Source organism: Clostridium sp. M62/1 (genome assembly GCF_020736365.1).
In the GTDB taxonomy this organism is placed as follows: Bacteria; Bacillota; Clostridia; order Lachnospirales; family Lachnospiraceae; genus Otoolea; species Otoolea saccharolyticum_A.
Genome location: NZ_CP085988.1, coordinates 2968953 through 2988879, shown reverse-complemented (window position 1 = coordinate 2988879; position 19927 = coordinate 2968953). Strand labels below are relative to the sequence as shown.

The following is a 19927-nucleotide window of genomic DNA, read 5'->3' as shown; positions in this document are numbered from 1 at the left end:
AAACGGAACAGACAGAGCCAGAACAGCACAGGCGGCAAAAGAGAGAAGGGAGAGCGGATACGTGAGCTGGACCGTCAGCCGGCGTAATGAAGAGAGCGCCGGCTGCGGTTTTCTGGTACAAAGAAGGAGGGGTGTAGTGGGAACGTTTCATTTGGATTTTTTCAGAGGAAAAAATAAAAAAACAATATCACTGCTTTTGTCGGCTGTACTGGCGCTTATGGTTTTCTTGCCATATTTGCCGCCTTTGCAGTTGGAAGCAGCAGAAAATGATAATCTGGTAACTCTGACGACCGCCCATGGCGATTTCGGAGGGGATCATAGGCTCTACTGCATCGATAAGGGCGGGCTTGCGATCTGGGGCATAGCAGATGACGGAGATCAATACCAAAAGCATTCTGTGAGCAGCATGAGAATTTCACTGTCAGAGAAAGAGCAGGAGTATATATTCTGGGGAATTCTGACGCTTCAGGCATCGCTGGGGATTCCTGAAGCCGCTTCTGCCGTTAAAAATATAAATGCAGAGGCCTTGAAACAGGGGAAAGAGGGGATCAGCAATTTAATTACGGAAGAGGATTTAAAAGCCCTCATCTATCGTTCTGACGTCCGGGCAAAGTACCCCTGGCTGGATACTGCGGCGGCAAATACAGAGGACTATCTGAAAATGGCAGGCCTGATTGGAGGCGGAAGAGGAACAACCCAGAGCGGAAAAAAGATTCCCGATGTGATTGCAGGCAGCACTTCCGAGTCATCTGCTTACCAGATCAGCCGTTCTGATTTTACCATCCATTTCGATGAGAGCGGGGCAGATGCAGATTTTATTGCGTCAGTTCCCATTCAGTTTTCCAGTGACAGTGGCGCAACCTTTACAGATGTACCTCCGGATGGATGGACCTACAGTAAGACAGATACAGGCATTACCTTTTATAATCCAAATCCCAGGCCGCCAAAGGTGCTGATCAAGTTTGCAGTAAGCGGAACAGATTATGCCGCAACTGGTGGGGGATATGCATCAGAGAGGGAGTTATTCGAACACTGCCTCCAGCTCTGGGAGTGTGTCAGATGTTCTGGAACCCATACAGGCGGCACGCCGGCAGTCAGCCCGACGGAGATCCACCAGCGCATGGTCTGGCTGGATTTGGATATGCCTCAAACGGAGTTTTACGCGGTTTTGGGAAGTGATCCGGTTCCCTCCCAGGGAGGGGCAGATCTGACATTTAACGTGTTCCGTCACGCCGAGGATTTTACATCCACCTATAATGTCCAGATGTATAAATACGATCATGAAACCGGGAAGCCTTTGGAGGGAGCCCGCTTTGTTCTGTATGAACGCTTTGACGATCTGGGCAAGATTGACAGGGAAAAGGATGGTCCGGTGCATATCTATGAGGGAGGGGAGCCATATGCCAGCTTCCACATGGATGATCCGGTGATCTGGGATGGATTCCGGCAGATTGGAACCATTGTAACCGGGGAGGACGGTTATGCGGCAAAGACAGTCACCCACGGCTATCACTATGACAAGACCTTCTGCGACGGACACCCGGCTCCTTCATTTGCGGCGGTGCCGGAGCCGGAGGAAGATGAGGAATCAGGGGAAACACTTAATTCAGAGGCCATTGCTGCAGCGAAGGCCGCCAACCAGGCTGCGGCGAAAAAGTGGCTTGACACCGTGGCCGACTGTGAGGAAAAGGCAGGAGGCGATTTCGAGGGAGTTCATTTCCACTGGCTTACAGAGGAAGTCAGCCGGGAGGAAATCGAGAATATTGCAGGTTCCGGAGGAGAGGAGGGAACCACACCGGACGGCGGCTCTTCAGAGGAGCCGTCTGCGGATACGGCCTATGAGAAATCCGGCTGCTATCAGGACATGCTGGATACCTATGAGAAGTTTATTTCTCTGAAATACAGCTATGCACTGACTGAGTTCCAGGCAAAGGACGGCTATATTCGCCATGACATTCACTCAGATGATCTGCCCATTGAGATTATTACAACGGACGCTTCGGAAAATGGAGCCAATGCGTCTTTTTCCGGGGAATACAGCGATCATGAAGCGCTGGAGTCTGAGTCTGCCCGCGGCAGTGCTGCCCTGCCGGAAAAAGCGGTGAAGGGGCAGCAGAAAGGGCAGTCAGTAAATACAGGCGGGGAAGAGACTGGCGGGGAAACCGAAGAGCAGCCCGTTTTATTCCAGAAAATCAAAGAAATCAGCCAGGAGATCCTTTCCTATTTCTTTTCAGAGGAAGACGAGCAGGAGGAGACAGAAGAAATGGAAGAGGAGGAAGAAACAAAAGAACAGACGCCTGAAAAGGAAAAATCAGAAGCAGAAGCAGAAGGACAGCTGTCTGAAGAGGCAGAAGAGGAAAAGGGAGAACAGGAGAACGGCTATTCTGAACAGGAGAAACAGGAGGATTCGGCAGAGCCGGAAACAGAGGAAGAGAAGTCAGAGGAGCCTGAAAAGGAAACAGAGGAAAATTCCAAAGCGGAGATTTCCTCCCGCCCTCCGCTTCTCGTTCAGGCAGGTTTCCGTCTGGCGACACCGTCCGGGGCAGATTGCACAGACCGGTCAGAATCGGAAGACGGGGATAAAAAAGAGATAAGACAGAAAAAGCGTACATACCCGGCAACCACATCGAATGCAGTTTTCCGGTGGAGCAGGCACAACTCTGCCTTCCGGTCTCCTCTTGACAGAGAAGAGGGGGAAACAGGAAGGGAGGGCGTCAGCCTCTTCCCGTCTGCCTATGAGGAGGCTCTGACCTCAGACAGCATAGGTTCCCAGGCGGAGCCGGGGCCGGATGACAACTACAGTCACTGCAGCGATAAGGACGGAGAGGGCAATGCCTGGCGGATTTACGACCACCGGACGGAGGCAGAATTTCACATCAACAAAAAAGACCTGGATCTGGCCGCCGGAGAGTCTGAGGCTTTTGACGCCTATGGCGAGACCCAGGGAGACACCACACTGGAAGGAGCCATATACGGTCTGTTTGCAGCAGAGGATATCGTTCATCCGGACGGAAAGACGGGAACCGTCTACAGGGCTAATAACCTGGTGGCTGTGGCAGCCACGGATCGAAATGGCGATGCCTCTTTTCTGGTCAATACGGAGGCACCGGGCCGCACTTACGATTATGAAACAGGAAGGATCGCGGAGACTTCGGACGGATGGGCCAATGAGGCACCGGAAAACCTGTACGTGGCCGATATATCCTGCGATGACTACAGAGAAGATGGAGTCTATGAGCGCGTATACCGGGACAATGAGACAAAAAACGGGAATTGCTGGATCGGCCGTCCCCTTCTTCTGGGAGACTACTATATTAAAGAGCTGTCCCGTTCTGAGGGCTATGAGCTGTCTGTGGGAAATAAGAGCCATAATCTGACGAACCGGGGGCAGGATCTGAGAGCAGAGGCGCCGGAGGGAGGGAAAGGCTGGGCGGTGATTTCTGAGCCAATGTATGCAGAGGAGCAGACCTCCGGGGACGGGGAAGGAGCCGGGCCAAACGAGCTGTATTTCTCTGCCCGCTCCAGAGATACAGAAAATCAGAGGTATGACCTGCTCCTGTCTAATCTCCCGGAAGGGGTTCAGATATACAGGAAAGAGATTGGCACAAAGCAGGTGGAGGTTACGGTGGGAACCGGAGACTATGAGAAGATACTCTTAACGAATCCAGATGGAACCCCCAGGTACCTGACTGCTGAGCACGATTACCAGTATCTGAAATATAATGAGGACGGAAGCCTTATGACAAGGGAGGTTCCAATGAACGTCGAAGCCCATGACATCCGCCAGGTTTCTGTGCGGAGGCTGGAGGAAGGGGCGGCAGACGAAGCCATCCGTCAGGCAGAGGAGGGCATGACAGAGGAAGAGATCCAGGCAGAGTTGGCAAAACCTTTTAAAACAGCCGCTCTTCCGTTCGTTAAGGGGAAGGTGGAAAAGGCTCTCAGAAGGAACGGGAAGTCCACACCCCGGAGCCGGCTTAAAGGAGGCAGGTACGGCTACTCCAGTATCCGGGAGGGTGTGTTTGACAGGGGTGTCAGAGAGGGAGAGACTGACAGCTTCGGTCTGTCCGGCGTGGAGCCGGGAAACCCTGCGGCCTATACAGTTTACGGTTCGCCGGTACAGACGCTTCTGATAGAAAAGACGAAGGAGGACGGAACTGCTCTGACTGTGGGGGATGCCATTCTCTCGGTGCTAGACTATTACGACAGCCATCCGTACTACAGCTACGGAGGAATTGACGCTGTGGAGGAGGACAGGGAACACTACCGGTTTACCGTCTATGCCAGTGTGGACGGAAATCCGGATCACTTTATGGTGCTGGGAAGCGACGCCGTAACAGACAGTATCATCTGCCGCGCTGTGGATTATCTGCCGGCAGACACTTCCAGGCCGCCCCGCCGGATCTATGCAGTCTATTCCAACAATCCGGATTATGGGGCCTTTGGAACTTATGAGGATTACTCAGAGCAGGCTGCAGGTTCTTCCGTTCTGGCATCGGCTACCCTGGTGACAGATGCGGTCGCTGACGCAGAGGGGAATCTTAGGTCAAGGACGAGGCAGGAAAATGTCTATTATAAGACCGGGGAGCTGGTGAGGGATCCTAATGGAAACCTGATCCAGGCCTGCGAGTACCGGGAGATTATGAAAACAGAAATCCAGGAAGCAGAAGAGGTGAAATGGCAGAAGATTCCGTCTGAGCGCCGTGAGGATGGAACGTATATCATTCCGGTGGAGGCGGCCTATACCGACGCCTTTGGAGTGTCCCATACCAATGACGGAATAGATCAGACCATCTCCTTCAAGGCAGTACTGAAGGAAACACAGGTGATTCTCTCAGAGGAGGATGCAAAGAAGCTAAACCATGAGCTGATGGGCGGTTTTTCGGCGGGTTCTCCTATGGGCAGCGCCAGCTACTATATCCATGCAAAGAAGGCCAGAGCCAAGGCATATCTGGACTGCCGAAACCAGAAACTGACAGGGGAGGATGCATATACGATTCCAGTCTCCCTGACATATCCTGGGCAGAAGCAGATATATGCGGACGGAGGGACAAGAAGTCTCCCGGCCCAGGTCTATGAACGCCCCATCCGCCAGCGCATCAAAGTGGTGAAGGATATCCACACCAATCGGGACGGAAGCTATGGGAACAATACCTATGACTATCCAGAAACTGCCAGGGAGAAAAATTTCCGCTTCAAGGCATATCTGAAGAGTAACCTGGAGCGGCTTTACCGGGCAGAGGACGGAACGGTTGTGTGGATGGATCGGAATGGAAATGAGATTTCCTATGAGGAACTGCTTGACTTTGCATACCCGGAAACTCTGCTTCAGGAATCAGAAAACAGGCGGCGGGAAAATGGGAAAAACGGGCAGAACCCTATAAAAATCAACGTGCCGAAGCTGTTTACAAAGGCTCTTCACGACACCGCCTCCACCCTGACCAGCATCAGCGGAAACAATATTCTCTCCTCCTATCAGGATCCGGAAACGGCAGATCAAAACGCGGCCCGGAGAATTCCCTTTGATACTTCTATTGCCCCGGGAGGCATCGGTGTTCTGGTCAATGCTTCCCTTTACAGCTACCGGGGCCAAAATATCAACACCGGGAAAACTCCTCAGATCCGCAGAGAAGCCAACAAAGGGTATACCCGGCTTCTGGAGACAGAGGAACGGCAGGAAAAGAGCGGGAAGGAGCCGGTGACCATCCAGGTCTACAACTATGACAAGTTCTTTGACGCTGTCCGGGTGGCCAATACGGACAAATGGGATGAGAAGCATCAGACCTACACCTCATGGAAGCCTCTTGGAAATGCAGCAAAACGGACAGAGTATGCAGAAAATAACGCCAGAGCCTCTGACATGGTGCGTCAGTTTGCCATTACCTGGTATCTGGACGATGAAGCGGCAAAGCTGTTAAAGGACAACGGGGAAGAGGAGGATGAAGCAAAGAAGGAAGAAGCAGAAAACCTTTCTTCAGAAATGCTCTATGACGAAGCCCTGAACGCAGCCCTTTCTAAAGCATACGACTACCTTAAACCCTTCTTCCTGTATGATCTGGATGAGCTGTACGCTGTTTGCTGGGACGGAGAGGAAGGCGGAGGGGAGGACAAAGATCCCACAACAGTATGCGCAGACAGGGAGGCAGAGGGGAATGGAGCAGAATACTGCTATGGCCTGTCCGCCTATCTTCCCTACGGGACTTATGTGATCGCGGAGCAGCAGCCGACGAAAGAACTGGCAAATAAACACTACCAGATGGATGGGCCAAAGGAGATCCAGGTCCCCAGTGTCTATGAGCCGGGAACCAGCCATGAACCGGCGGCTGAACTAAGCCATGCATACCGGTATGATGCGGATCAGTCTCTGGACGCTCAGGCTGCTGAAGAAAATTATCTGATCCGGTTTGGGGAGGAGTGGGATAAGAACGCTTCCGACCAGAGGGAGTATGTAATCCACGCCCACAGCCACGATGGGGATTTCGAGGTGTATAAGTATGGTTTGGAGCCGGATAAGCTGACAGGAGCGATTTCCTATGGCGGAGAAAGTTATGAGTATAAAGGCTTTTCCATCACCCAGGAGGAATACGATCCCCTGAAGGACTACTATCATCCGGTTCATAAAGCAGGAGGGAGAAATCTGACAAAAGAGGAGGGGGCCAATGAAAACAGCCACTATTTTGCAGACGACGGAAATAAAGGTCAGACGGCAGAGAATGGAAAACCGTATGAAGATGATGCAATAGAAGCCCGATACAGCTACGGCTCCATCTCAGAGCAGGCCGGAAAAGCTGGCAGCATCCGGTTTGAGCATGAGGCCGGGAGCACGGAAGAAAACGGGGCAGGGGCTGTCTACCGTAGCGCCCGGGCCATGCAGGGTGTGCAGACAGCCTACGACGGTCTGTATGCTCCCATGCTGGTTCCCTACTCTGTGCTGGAGCCGGAACCGGAAGGAGCCTATGACCCTGTTTCCTTCAAAGGATATGCTGACGGGAAATTCCGGAATACTTTCTACTCTGCCAGACTGAGGATTGATAAACTGGACAGTGAAACCCATGAAAATCTGCTTCACGACGGGGCTCTGTTTATGATTTACAAAGCGTCCCGGGATAAAAAAACAGGGGAGGTGAAGTTTTACGAGGAGGATACGGTTCTGACGGGAAGCGAGGAGTTTCTAAAAGCTATGGGAGCTTCCGGCATCCAGCCGCTTCACAGAAAAAAGACAGACAAACCCTCATCAGACAGTGAGGAGGCCGGACCGGGAACTCTGTATTCCGGCACTGTAAAGGCCGGAACCCCTGTCTGCAAAGAGCAGGACCAGATTGTCCTGTCTGATTCTCAGGGAAATTTGGTGGGACAGTTTAAGGCCTTTTCTACTGTGAGCGATGTGTCCATGAAACAGGAGGATACGAACCAGGCGCCAGACGAATACCGTCTTCAGACTGTCGGTTATCTCACCACTCCGCAGCCTCTGGGAGCCGGAACCTACGTACTGGCGGAGGTGCCGCCCAGAGGATATGTGCGCACGGCGCCTGTTGCCATAGAGATATACTCCGACAAGGTCACGTACTATAAGGAGGGGAAACAGGAGCAGCGTGTCCGCGCTGCCATCTATGAGGAAAGGACGGAGGGAGGAAGCGGAAATGGAAACACTCCCCGGAACCTGGCGGATATTGCTCACGTTTATGTGGAGAACATTCCCATTAAGCTTCAGGTGGAGAAGCTGAAGCCCAGGGGAACCGTTACATTCCGGATTGGGGAGCGGATCGAGGGAGGCCTGACAGAAATAGGAGGAAACCCGGCGCTCCAATACGCCTATGATGACAATGGAATATATTTGGGCTATGCCTATCCCAAGGGGACCCTGGAACGCCTGGCAGCCCTCAGGGAAGCCGGCGAGCAGGTGGAGATTGTCTACGACGGCAGCCATTTCGCAGGCTATGGCTATGTGACGAAAAGACGCGAAACAGATGACGATGAAAACCCCTATGTGGCCGGGGCAAGGCTGACCTTATTTGATGCCATAGAACTGATTCCTTCCGGAGACAGTGAGGATCTGGCTTTTGAGGGACTTTCCGTTGAGCGGAATCTGTCAAACAGCGTAATAAACATGACGGTTAAGCAGGGCTTTGCCGGAGAAAAGACGGAACTTGTAAGGGAGGAAGATGAGAACGGAGAACCGATTCTGACCGACTATGTTACGGGGCTCGATGAAGAGGGAAACCCTGTTGCGGAAAAAGGCTATGTCTGGAAGGAAGGGACCGTGGAGCGGCCGGATACAGAGATTCTGTACTACCCTCTAGACGGCCTGTCCTTAACCTGGACAGAGCAGCTCCATGGAAGGAGGGTGCTGTATGGATGGGATAAAAACCATCAGAAAGTATCCGTATCTCAGCTCCAGGCAGACCAGACAAGCCAGGGAAAAGCGAATAATGAGCTTTCCCTCTATGCCTTTAAAGGCGGACAGCCTTATCTGGAGCTTGTGGGAGGAGATCTGACGAAGCTCTCCTATGATACCGTCAGCAAGATCCTGAAGGGAGATTTCGCGTCCCTTCAATTTGTGACCGCCAACCGTGAATGGAAGATGGGAGAGGGAACTGCAGTGTACCACCTGGATCGGGACGGAAACCGTGATGCAAGGGTAGATCCCTACACAGGGATGGCCTATGTGCTGGAGCCCAAATTCAGCGATGAGGGAGTGCATGTGGCAGACCGTGTGCTGGTATGGCCGGTGGAGACAGCCAGGGATGCAGACGGAGCCGTGACAGCCAGAGATAAAATTGCCACCTCACGGATTGCCACTGTCGGGGAAAACCAGGACGGCTATGGGGAGGAGGAAGTGCTGGAGCCTAACAATCAGACGGATCAGAAACTTTCCGATTCAGAAAAGCCGTCTTATTCCCACCAGGAGTCCGGATATATCAGCGGAACCTGGCAGTCAGAGAAAGGGGAGGAGAGCCACAGAGAAGAGACCGTCAGACAAAATCAATTCGGCCAGAACATGAATCAGGAGGTCCTGGCAGACATTAATAACGGTACTTTTTTAAATTATATGAGTCCTGTCTACGATGAGCATGGTCTGGTGCTGTACTATCAGAGAAGCAATGAAACCTACGATAAGGGGAGTGAGCTGTATGATCGGAACGGGGATTTTGTCAGATATAAAAACTCTGATAACCTGGAGGAGTACAACGACGGGGCCTACGCGCTGGATGATCATGAGGTTTTGTACGATGGGGATGCCGGGAAAGAGCATCAGACACAGGATCGCCTGTATCATAGGCGCGGCGAGAACTATATTCTGGAGAACACCTGGCTTACCTCTGACAAAACGCCGAACGATCCATTTTCCACAGAGGAACTGGCCGGGCAGGCAGATGTAATTAAGCGTCTGCCGGCAGGAACCTATATTTTAGAGGAGATTTCTGCTCCGGAGGGGGAGGGCTATACGAAATCCTTCCCCCAGGGGGTTACTGTGGAGGAAGATGCCAGGATGAAAAACATTCAGGTGTATGATGACACGACGAAAGGATACTTTGAAAAGATAGACGGTGTGGAGAGCGGAAGAGAGACGGCTGCCAACTATACCAACCGCCAGCTCCCCGGCGCAGGGATTGCCCTCTATCCGGCCAGATATGTGGCTGATCCGGCATCCCCTGAGGGCTACCGGCTGGAGAAAACCTCCGACACCCCCTACCGTCTGGAAACAACAAACAGCCGGGCCGGAGCAGAGGAGTATCAGGAGATGGCCTGGACAACTGAAGAAACACCGTTTTACGTGGAGGGTCTTCCTGCCGGCTGGTATATTTTGGAGGAGCTGACTGCTCCGCCAGGTTTTTTAAAGGCAGCTCCCATGAATATCCAGGTGGACAGCACCGGGGAAATTCAGAACTTCCGGCTGTACAACGACCACACAAAGGTGGCTTTCAGAAAGTATACGAAGCAGGAGGGGGAAAAACCAATCCTTCCAGGTGCAGAGTTTACTTTGTATGAGGCAAAAACAGATGAAGAGGGACAGGTCATATATGATGAAAACGGACTTCCCCGGTACAAAGAGGAACGCCCGGTGGAGTCCTGGATTTCTGACGATGCCGCCGACTATACGGAAAGCATTGATTTGAGAAATTACCCGAATCTGGGTGATATGAAGGGGAAAACCGGATTCACCCTGGACTTTGAAGCGATGTACGAGGAATACGGTATTCACGGTACGGGCTTTACCTGGTATGCAGAGCGGACGGCTGTGCGGGATTCCCGGGATTCAAAGGTGTGGAGGCTTCAGGATGGGAGCCGCGTGCTGATTGGAACTGACGGGGAGACGGGAGAGGAGACTGTCACCTTCCCGCCGCAGATGAAAAAGGAGGACCGGGAGGGCTTTAAGGCCGCTTATGCCGCCATGCTGGGGAAGAAGCGAACTTTAAAGTGGGCTGTTCCCCGCACCGCAGCGGTAACGGATGCAGCCGTCTGGGATGCGTCCTTAGCAGGAGGGGCATCCGCAGAATATCCGGATGTGGCGAAGGTGACGCTGACGGTTCAGGAAACCGGAAAAACTGTGCTGGCTGATGTCCGGTACAACGGAAGCGGTTTTGAGTATTCTTACAAGTTTGACTATCATCAGCTTCCTCAGATAAACAGCTATACGAATGCCTGGCTGACAGGGGACGGAAGCCGCCGGATAGATTATCTTCCGGCGGGTGCCGCCTATGTACTGGTGGAAACGAAGGCTCCGGAGGGCTTTGCAGCTATGGATCCCCTCCTGGTTACGGTGGGGGAAGAAAAGGAACTGCAGCTTCATGAGATCTTAAATGAGAGAAAGGCTTTGGCTCTCTCAAAAGCTTCCTCCGCCACCGGAAAGGAACTGCCGGGAGCAGAGCTTGCCCTCTACCGGGCCGACGAAGCAGGAGAATTAAGCCAGACAGAGGAATACCTGGTGGCCTCCTGGATCACTGGAACCGACGGCGTATACACAGAAACGGACAGAATTAACGGACGGATTTTGGAGGGTTTTGAGGAGGGAGATTTAAAGCCTCATTTCCTCTATGACCTGCCGGATGGAACCTATTATCTTTCAGAAATAAAAGCGCCGGATTATTACCGGACGGCAGAGCCGCTGAAATTTGAGTATACAGGGACACAGAACGAAGCCGTGCAGATTGAGCGGATGATCGATGAGCCCTTTACCGGCGAACTGCTTATCCATAAGACAGATGAAAAGGGAGGCTCCCTGTCCGGAGTGGTGTTTGAACTTTCCGCCTGTGAGAAAAACGGAACTTTGGTTGCAGGATTTCCGAAGAAAATTTCCGATATCAACGGAACCGTCCATGTGGAAGGACTGCCGACAGGCAGGATAAACCCTGAGGACGGAAGCGTGGAGCCATACACCTATCGGCTGAAGGAGCTGGTTCCTCCAGAAGGCTTTGCTGTAAACCCGCAGATTCACTCCTTCCAGTTTGACGAAACAGAAGGCGAACCTGCGGAAACGATCATTCATGAGATGGAGGTGGAGAATGAGGCTACCAGGATCTATCTGGAGAAAAAGGAGCTTTCTGACCTTGGGGATGCAGGGACTGACGGGGCCTTTGTGGAAGGGGCCAGGATGGCCGTCTACCGGGTATCAGAGCTGGATGAAGAAGGCGGCTATACCTGGGCGGAGGAAGATTTGGCCGAAGAGTGGACGACTGCTAAAACGGAGGGACGGCATCTGCTGGAAGGCCTGACGGCGGGACGGGCATATGTGCTGGTGGAGCGGGAGGCGCCGGAGGGCTATACCCTGATGAGACCGGTATTCTTTACGGTGAAAAGGGACGGCCGGGGCATTGACTCCATCTCCAATAACCTTTCTGCCATTTCTGTACACTACAGAGAAGAAAACGGGGATCCCTCCTGTGCAGACAGCAATTCCATTGACAGCATTACTTTTAAGGGAAGAACCATTGTAAAAGCAGAAACGGCGATTCTGAATGAGAAGGGGGAGGAGCTTCTGCGCTTTGTGGAAACCGGGGAGGAACATGTCTTTCACAGGGAGGACGGCCTTCGGGAAAATGGCCTGTACACCTTCGAGGAGCACACGATTTACTCTGATGGAAGCGATGTGATCACGAAGAGAAGCACCCGGCGTGTTCATTTTGATAAGGACGGCGTGTTCAGGTATGCCGGGCGGGCTGCCGCCGGACTTGCGCTTTTGCTGACAGACAATGAGGGAGCGGCCATCACGGAGTTCCAACCAGAGGAAGGAGCCCTGGAAACTACGGTGACAAATAGAGTGAATCCGGAAAATCCGAAGGCAGTCATCAGAAGCCGGACAGGTCAGGAAGGAGAACCTCTTGAGAGAGGACAGGCAGTCATCAGCACTATTCACTGGTATAACCCGAAACATACACCGCAGGATCTTACGATCCGGGTGACGGTGAAGGAGGGGATGGAGGTGATCGATCCCTTCGACGGAACCCTGGAAAGGGATCGGGAAGCAGAAAAAGAGGAGACTGTTGTGTGGACGGTTTCACAGGCAGCGCCTCTCAGCCAGGGAAGTGTCTCCTTCGCCTCGGAGCTGACAAAGGAGGCGGAGGCGGCCGCCCTGTCTGTCACCGTTGAAAACTCAAATAAAGAAAGCTTCTCCTCAGAAAAGAGAGTTCCCGTCAGACAGGAAAACCGTCTGACTGTCTACAGTGAACTGACTGGCTCCGGAAAGGAGCAGCATAAGGGAGAAACTTCCCGTTTTACTATCAGACTCTGGAATCGAAACGGGGATGAACTGGCCGGAACTTATGCCTACACCGGAAGCTGTGACGGAACCATGAGAAGCGGCGATACCATAGAGCTTTCGGAAAATGAATTTATCACCATCGATCCAGTGCTCACCGGCTGCACCTATGAGGTAAGCAGGGAGGAAAACGGGATGGAGTCAGAAGCTCACCAGCTCAAAGGCCGGATTTCAGAGGAGGGAGCGGCCGCCTGGTTTACCAGGGAGGTGGAAGATCCCACAGAGAGGGCAGTTTTTGTCAGGGGAAATACCTATTATCTCACAGAAACCACATTCTTTTCCGATAATACAGAAGAAATAAGCGGCCGCCTGTCCTTTACCATTGATGCTCACGCCGGGATTTCCATTATTGGAGGCTACGATAAAGAAACGAAAACTATCGTAGAAAAGGCAGATCTGCTGACAGGAGAGCCGGTAGTGGGAGCCAGGCTGCAGCTTTACGAGCTGCCGGAGCTTCCAGACGGGGAGGAGACACTGACTGCGGAATGGACAACCGGGGAGGAAACATTTTCAGTGAGCGGACTGAAGCCGGGAAGAAGCTACCGCCTTAAAGAGGCTGCAGCGCCGGACGGCTACGGCTATGCCTCCGACATAACTTTTACAGTCAATGAAGACGGGGCGGCCGAAGAGATCAGAATGGAGGATCGGCCCACTCACCTGATTGTCTCCAAACAGGACATCACAAACGGAGAGGAACTGCCGGGAGCGCATCTGCAGCTCCTGGATTCGGAGGGAAAGGTGACGGATGAATGGGTTTCCGGGGAAACGCCCCATGAGATCAGAGGAAAGCTCCGGGCAGACGAAACTTATACTCTGCGGGAGACTATCCCTGCAGACGGCTTTGTCATTGCCGATGATATTGCTTTTACCGTAAACCATGACGGCAGCATCAATTATGTGGAAATGAAGGATGATACGACAAAGGTAAGAATCTATAAAAACAGGTATGTGGAGACAGAAGAGGACAAAAGGCCAGGAACCCCATCCAATGCTTTCATGGAAACCCCATCTGATACGGTACATGCAGAGGAAGCTGGGGCAGTTGCCGTGAAAGGAGCTGTTCTTCAGATTTTAAATGAGGATAAAACACCTGCCCTGTACCAGGGAAAGGAGATGATTTTTACCACCGGAGAAACCTTTACCCTGCTTGAAAAGCAGCTGACAGCAGGAAATACCTACTGGCTTCATGAAATAAAACCGGCTCCCGGATACGGATTTTCCGAGGATGTGAAATTCACTGTCAGCACTGACGGCCGGACTGATGTGGTGGTGATGGAAGATCGACAGACAAAGGCTGTTCTGTCTAAAAAGGCGATCACCGGAGAGGAGGAGCTTTCCGGCTGTAAGATGCAGCTGGTGGATGAAAAAGGAATTATTATTGACCAGTGGATCTCCCGGGAAACATCCCATGAGATCACGGGAATCCTGGAGGCGGGTCATACCTACCGCCTTATCGAGATAAAGCCTGCCCCCGGTTATGCCTACGCAGAGGAAGCTGTCTTTACCGTCAACCGCGACGGAACAGTCAACCAGGTGGAAATGCGCGACGATGTGACAAAGGTGGAGATTCTGAAACTGGATGCCGGAACCGGAAAGCCCCTTGCAGGAGCCAGATTTGAGATCCTTGACCAGAACGGGAAGGTCCGGGAAGCGTGGACTTCCACCGGGGAACCCCATCGGATTTATGGAAAACTGACAGCAGGGGAACACTATATCCTTCGTGAGATATCAGCTCCGGCCGGTTACCGGTCAATGGAGGATACAGAGTTTACGGTCAACGACTATGCAGATGTTCTCACCATCGTGGTGGAGAATATGAAAAAAGGCGGAGGAGGGGAAACAGACTATACGGTCCGTCTGAAAAAAGTGGACGAGGACGGGAAGCCCCTGCCTGGAGCAGGATTTACCGTGAAGGATCAGAATGGCCGCCTGCTGACCTTAGAAGAGGAACAGGGAGGAACGGTATTTAAGTTAACTTTAAAGACGCCTCAGACCATTACCGTGGAGGAAGCCCATGCGCCGGACGGATATGAAAAACTGGACGGAAGCTATCAGATACGGATTCCCAGATCCGGGGATGCAGAGATCTTAAACGGAGATTTGGCTTTTTACCAGGATACTGAAAACAGCTATGTATTCTTTGTGGTGAACAAGAAGGCTCCAGAGGTGCCGGAAACCACGAAACAGCCGGAACTGAAAGGAAAAATAACAGCAGAATATGATGAGTCTCTGTATGGAGAAGGAAGCATAAAGAAACAAAAAGACAGGCTGGAAATCCCATTCACCAAGACGGGGGACACATTTCCGGTAGAGCTGGCAGCAGGGATATTTGTTGTCTCTGCAGCAGGGCTTCTGGGACTGTGGATGGCCGGACGCAGAAAGAAGAAAAAAGGAGGCGGTAAGAAATAAAAGGTAGAGAAAAACATGGCAGGCAAAACCCTGGCACAGAGGCTGAAGGAGAAAAATTCAGTTTCGAAGAAGAGAGAATCCGTACAAAGAATGGCTGTCTGAAGTCTGTGAGGGAAGGAGGGAAAAAAGTCAAAAGGTTCATGTATGCCGGGATAGTGCTCCTTCTTGCAGTTTCAGTGTCTGCCGTCACCGGAGATGCTGCCGGAAGAGATTCCGGCAGCCTGCAGGCCGGTCTGCCATTTGCCAGGGAGCGGCAGACCAGTCAGGAAGGTTTTTCTGAATATCTCTCCAGAGAAGTTATTTATACGGCAGAGGACAGCCAAAAAGAGTTTCCTTTTCCGGAAACGATTGAGGAGGATGGATCGGTATACTTTCTTGACGCTGTTCATTACGAAACGATTTCCGTGAAGAAAAATCCCAGGCAGTCTGAGAACCTGAGAATTGTGATGTCAGATTGCTTCGAAGATACAGGAGAAAACCATATCCCGGAACGGGAGATTACGGAAAACGGAAAAACGTATTATCTGAAGTCCTGGAAAACAGTGACAGCAGAAGGCGCTGCAGAGAAAAGATATGGTGAAGAATCTGAACCGGGGGAAAAATCAGTTCAGGCGATCTATTCAGACCGTCCCCCTGGGGAGAAAGAAAAACAGGGGAGATTAAAGGGGGAACCATTCAGTTCTGACAGTGAAGGACAGGGGGATAGTACATATACAATCAAGGCTGCAGCCAGATATATTTCAAATACAGAACCGCTGAAGAGGAAATCTGCAGGGGCAAGAGTGTGGGAATGGCTGAAAAGGAGAGAAGCTGTGCTCATATCTGCCGGGGCAGGAATGATAATTATGCCGGTCATGCTGATTCTGGTCAGAAAATGCTTCAGGCGGAAATGAATGTATTTAAAGCCTGCATACCCCTGCTTTCCGGGATGCCGAAAAAAGAGAAAAAGGAGGAATCATAAAGCGTGTGAAATTTACATTAATTAAAAAATCTACCGGAAGGACCATGGGCACAGTTATTCGCTGGGGAATGGGGGCTGCGGCAATTATCCTGTTTTTGAGTCTGCTGCTCAGCGGTTCCCTGCTCTGGTATAAATACCATGATGACTGTGCAGGAAAAAAAGAATATCAGCTTATCTGCAAAATAGCAGAGACACAGACGGCGGGGGATTTCTCCCGCCTCTGCTTTCTGCCAGAGACTTCCAATCTTCCGGTTTCGGCTTTTACCTGTCCGGAAAGCAGAAAACTTCTGTTTCTTCCGAGAATCGACGAACCGTCCCTTCGCGCACTGAACCGGGACTATGCTGCATGGCTGTACATTCCGGATACGGCAGTTAATTATCCGGTTGTATATCCGAAATCGAACAGCGATTACCTGGGAAAGACCTTTAAAAAAGAAAGCCATTCCTGTGGATGTCTGTTTTTTGAATCTTCATTTCTCCCGTTTTCCCAACCCAATACGGTGATTTACGGCCACAATATGAGGTCCGGGGAGATGTTTGGAAAACTGAAGGAGTACCTCAATGACGAATATCTGGAACAGCACAGAAAGATCTATATCTGCCGCAGCAGTATCTGGAGAGAATACAGAATCAGGGAGGTCTTCCTGACAAAAAATTCCGATATGTCCCCCTATCAGCCAGACATCGGAGCCGGGGAGACTCGTGGGGAGAACGGCACTGTTTTTCCGGTACATTCCCATATACTGACACTCTCCACCTGTCATGGAAAAAACCAGAAATTGATCCTGCAGGCAGAGCTGACTGAAGTGCTCCCTCCCCTGCTATACGGAAAAAGACGGAATCCATGCTGTGAAAGAGGGGGATTTATGGTATAATGACTGCAAAGCAGTCATTATACCTGCGCATACCGGTTTCAGCATTCACTGCTGAAAGCCGGGCGCTAAGTTCCGCCGGAGGCTGCCGTATCCGAAGGATAGGGTATAATGAAAAAACCCTGACGATGTCTGATGAAACGCATCAAAAAAGTCGGGATGTATTTGGAAGGAGGAAAAGAGATGAAGCAGTATATGAAGACCTTTTTTCTGGGAATCTGTCTGGCAGCCGTTCTTCTTACAGGATGTGCACCAGAGAAGACAGGAGAAAAGGCAGGAGTCGACTACTCCCTTGAAGAAAACTGGGCATACTGTGAGAATGGAGAAGATGAGAGGGAAGCTGACGTCTTTTTTATCTGTCCCACCGTGTTCGGAGGAACAGATGAAGAGAAAAACATGGCCATGGACGATGAGGAGACAAAAGCAAATTTTCTCGGGGCCACCAATATGGAAAAGGGAATATATGACGGAGAATGCCGCTTTTTTGCCCCCTATTACCGCCAGATCGGCCTGAATGTCTATGAGCTGCCGGCAGCAGACAGGGAGGAATACCTGGAACTGGCCTATGAGGATGTACAGGACGCGTTTGAGTATTACTGTGAGGAATGGAACGATGGAAGACCGATTGTGCTGGCCGGTTTCTCCCAGGGAGCAGACATGTGCCTGAGACTGATGAAAGACTGCTTTGACGACGAAGCGCTTCAGGATCAGCTGGTAGCCTGCTATGCCATAGGCTGGAGTATTACGGAGGAGGAGCTGGAGGAAAATCCTCATATGAAAGCAGCGCAGGGAGAGGCGGACACAGGAGTGATCATCTCTTTCAACAGTGAGGCGGAGAGCATCACAGATTCTCTGATGATTCCTTCAGGGACAAAGGCTGTATCCATCAATCCCCTTAACTGGAAAACAGATGGAACAAAGGCAGATAAGAACCAGAATCTGGGAGCCTGCTTTACAGATTATGACGGAAACATTGTCAACGAGATACCGGAACTGACAGGAGCCTACATAGACAGTACCCGGGGCGCGCTGAAGGTAACGGATGTGACCCCGGAGGAGTACCCGGCGTCCTTATATATATTTGAGGACGGAATTTATCATCTGTATGACTATCAGTTCTTTTACCGGAACCTGCAGGAGAACGTAAAGACCAGGGTGGAGAGCTATATGAAGGCAGCGCAGGAAAGCTGATACAGAAGGAAAATTTTTGCAGAGAGTTTTTTATGCAGAATTCAGGACGTCAAAATTTTTTCTTCGCCAGTTGACATGTCATTTTAAAATTGATATACTAAATTACTAACATAATCACGTTATTAATTAAACTTATTAATAAAACGAATACGAAAGTGAGGAAAAATTAATGGGTACAATTATTGGCGACGGCATTACATTTGACGATGTCCTTCTGGTGCCGGCCTATTCGGAAGTGATTCCGAACCAGGTTGATTTAAGCACTTACCTGACCAAAAAGATTAAGCTCAATATTCCGCTGATGAGTGCCGGAATGGATACTGTTACAGAGCACAGGATGGCGATTGCCATGGCCAGACAGGGCGGTATCGGCATCATTCACAAAAACATGTCCATTAAGGAGCAGGCAGAAGAGGTAGACAAGGTAAAACGCTCGGAAAATGGCGTCATCACAGATCCATTCTATTTATCCCCAGAGCATACATTAAAGGATGCGGATGAGCTGATGGGCAAGTTCCGCATTTCCGGTGTCCCGATCACAGAAGGCAGGAAATTAGTGGGAATTATCACAAACCGCGACCTGAAGTTTGAGGAGGACTATTCCAAGAAGATTAAGGAATGCATGACATCCGAGAATCTTGTGACAGCCAAGGAAGGCATTACCATGCTGGAGGCGAAGAAAATCCTTGCCAAGGCCAGAGTTGAAAAGCTTCCTATCGTGGACGACGATTTCAACCTGAAGGGACTTATCACAATCAAGGACATTGAAAAGCAGATTAAATATCCGCTTTCCGCAAAGGATGAACAGGGAAGACTCTTATGCGGAGCCGCTGTGGGAATTACGGCCAACGTGCTGGAGCGTGTGGAAGCTCTGGTCAATGCAAAGGTTGACGTGATTGTGCTGGATTCCGCTCACGGACACTCTGCAAACGTAATCCGCTGTGTGAAAATGATTAAGGAGGCATATCCTGAAGTTCAGGTAGTCGCCGGAAACGTAGCGACGGGAGAGGCTACAAGAGCTTTAATCGAAGCAGGCGTTGACGCTGTCAAGGTTGGAATCGGACCGGGTTCCATCTGTACTACCCGTGTGGTTGCAGGAATCGGCGTTCCGCAGATTTCCGCGATTATGGACTGCTATGCAGTGGCCAAGGAGTACGGTATTCCGATTATCGCAGACGGCGGTATCAAGTATTCTGGAGATATTACAAAGGCAATCGCGGCCGGCGGAAGCGTGTGCATGATGGGTTCCCTGTTTGCAGGCTGTGATGAGAGCCCGGGAACTTTTGAATTATACCAGGGAAGAAAATATAAGGTTTACCGCGGTATGGGATCCATCGCTGCCATGGAAAACGGAAGCAAGGATCGCTATTTCCAGACAGACGCGAAGAAGCTGGTTCCGGAAGGCGTTGAGGGCCGGGTTGCTTACAAGGGTCTGGTTGAGGATACGGTATTCCAGCTTCTCGGAGGACTGCGTGCCGGTATGGGATACTGCGGCGCTGCAGATATTCCAACTCTCCAGGAGACAGGAAAGTTTGTGAAGATTTCGGCTGCATCTCTGAAAGAGAGCCATCCCCACGACATTCATATTACAAAAGAGGCCCCGAACTACAGCATTGAGTAGTGATCAGACTGTAGGAAAACAGAATACGGCAGCGCGTGGAGACATGACATGCAGCTGCATAGAGGAGATGAAAACAGGTGGTACCTTTTTTGGTATCACCTGTTTTTTAGAGGGTAAAA

General features: G+C 51.2%; 5 protein-coding genes. All 5 read left to right on the top strand.

Features of this window, described 5'->3' with window-relative positions; genetic code table 11:
- Positions 1-136: 136 nt before the first annotated feature.
- The 5 genes from LK436_RS13940 (at position 137) to guaB (ending at position 19808) form a co-directional block, all read left to right on the top strand.
- A complete protein-coding gene (locus LK436_RS13940; RefSeq protein WP_049931730.1) occupies positions 137-15163 on the top strand; it encodes a SpaA isopeptide-forming pilin-related protein in 15027 nt (5008 codons plus the stop codon).
- Positions 15164-15303: 140 nt separating this feature from the next.
- Positions 15304-16056, top strand: a complete 753-nt coding sequence (locus LK436_RS13935) for a hypothetical protein (RefSeq protein ID WP_044930318.1) — start codon at positions 15304-15306, stop codon at positions 16054-16056.
- A 73-nt stretch (positions 16057-16129) separates the two neighbouring features.
- The gene (locus LK436_RS13930) at positions 16130-16999 is read left to right on the top strand and encodes a class B sortase (RefSeq protein ID WP_044930320.1); all 870 of its coding nucleotides are present in this window, start codon (positions 16130-16132) and stop codon (positions 16997-16999) included.
- 180 nt (positions 17000-17179) lie between these two features.
- Positions 17180-18187, top strand: a complete 1008-nt coding sequence (locus tag LK436_RS13925) for a DUF3089 domain-containing protein (protein ID WP_015573698.1) — start codon at positions 17180-17182, stop codon at positions 18185-18187.
- Between the two features lie 169 nt (positions 18188-18356).
- Positions 18357-19808, top strand: a complete 1452-nt coding sequence (guaB, locus tag LK436_RS13920; protein WP_008394948.1) for an IMP dehydrogenase — start codon at positions 18357-18359, stop codon at positions 19806-19808.
- Positions 19809-19927: the final 119 nt, after the last annotated feature.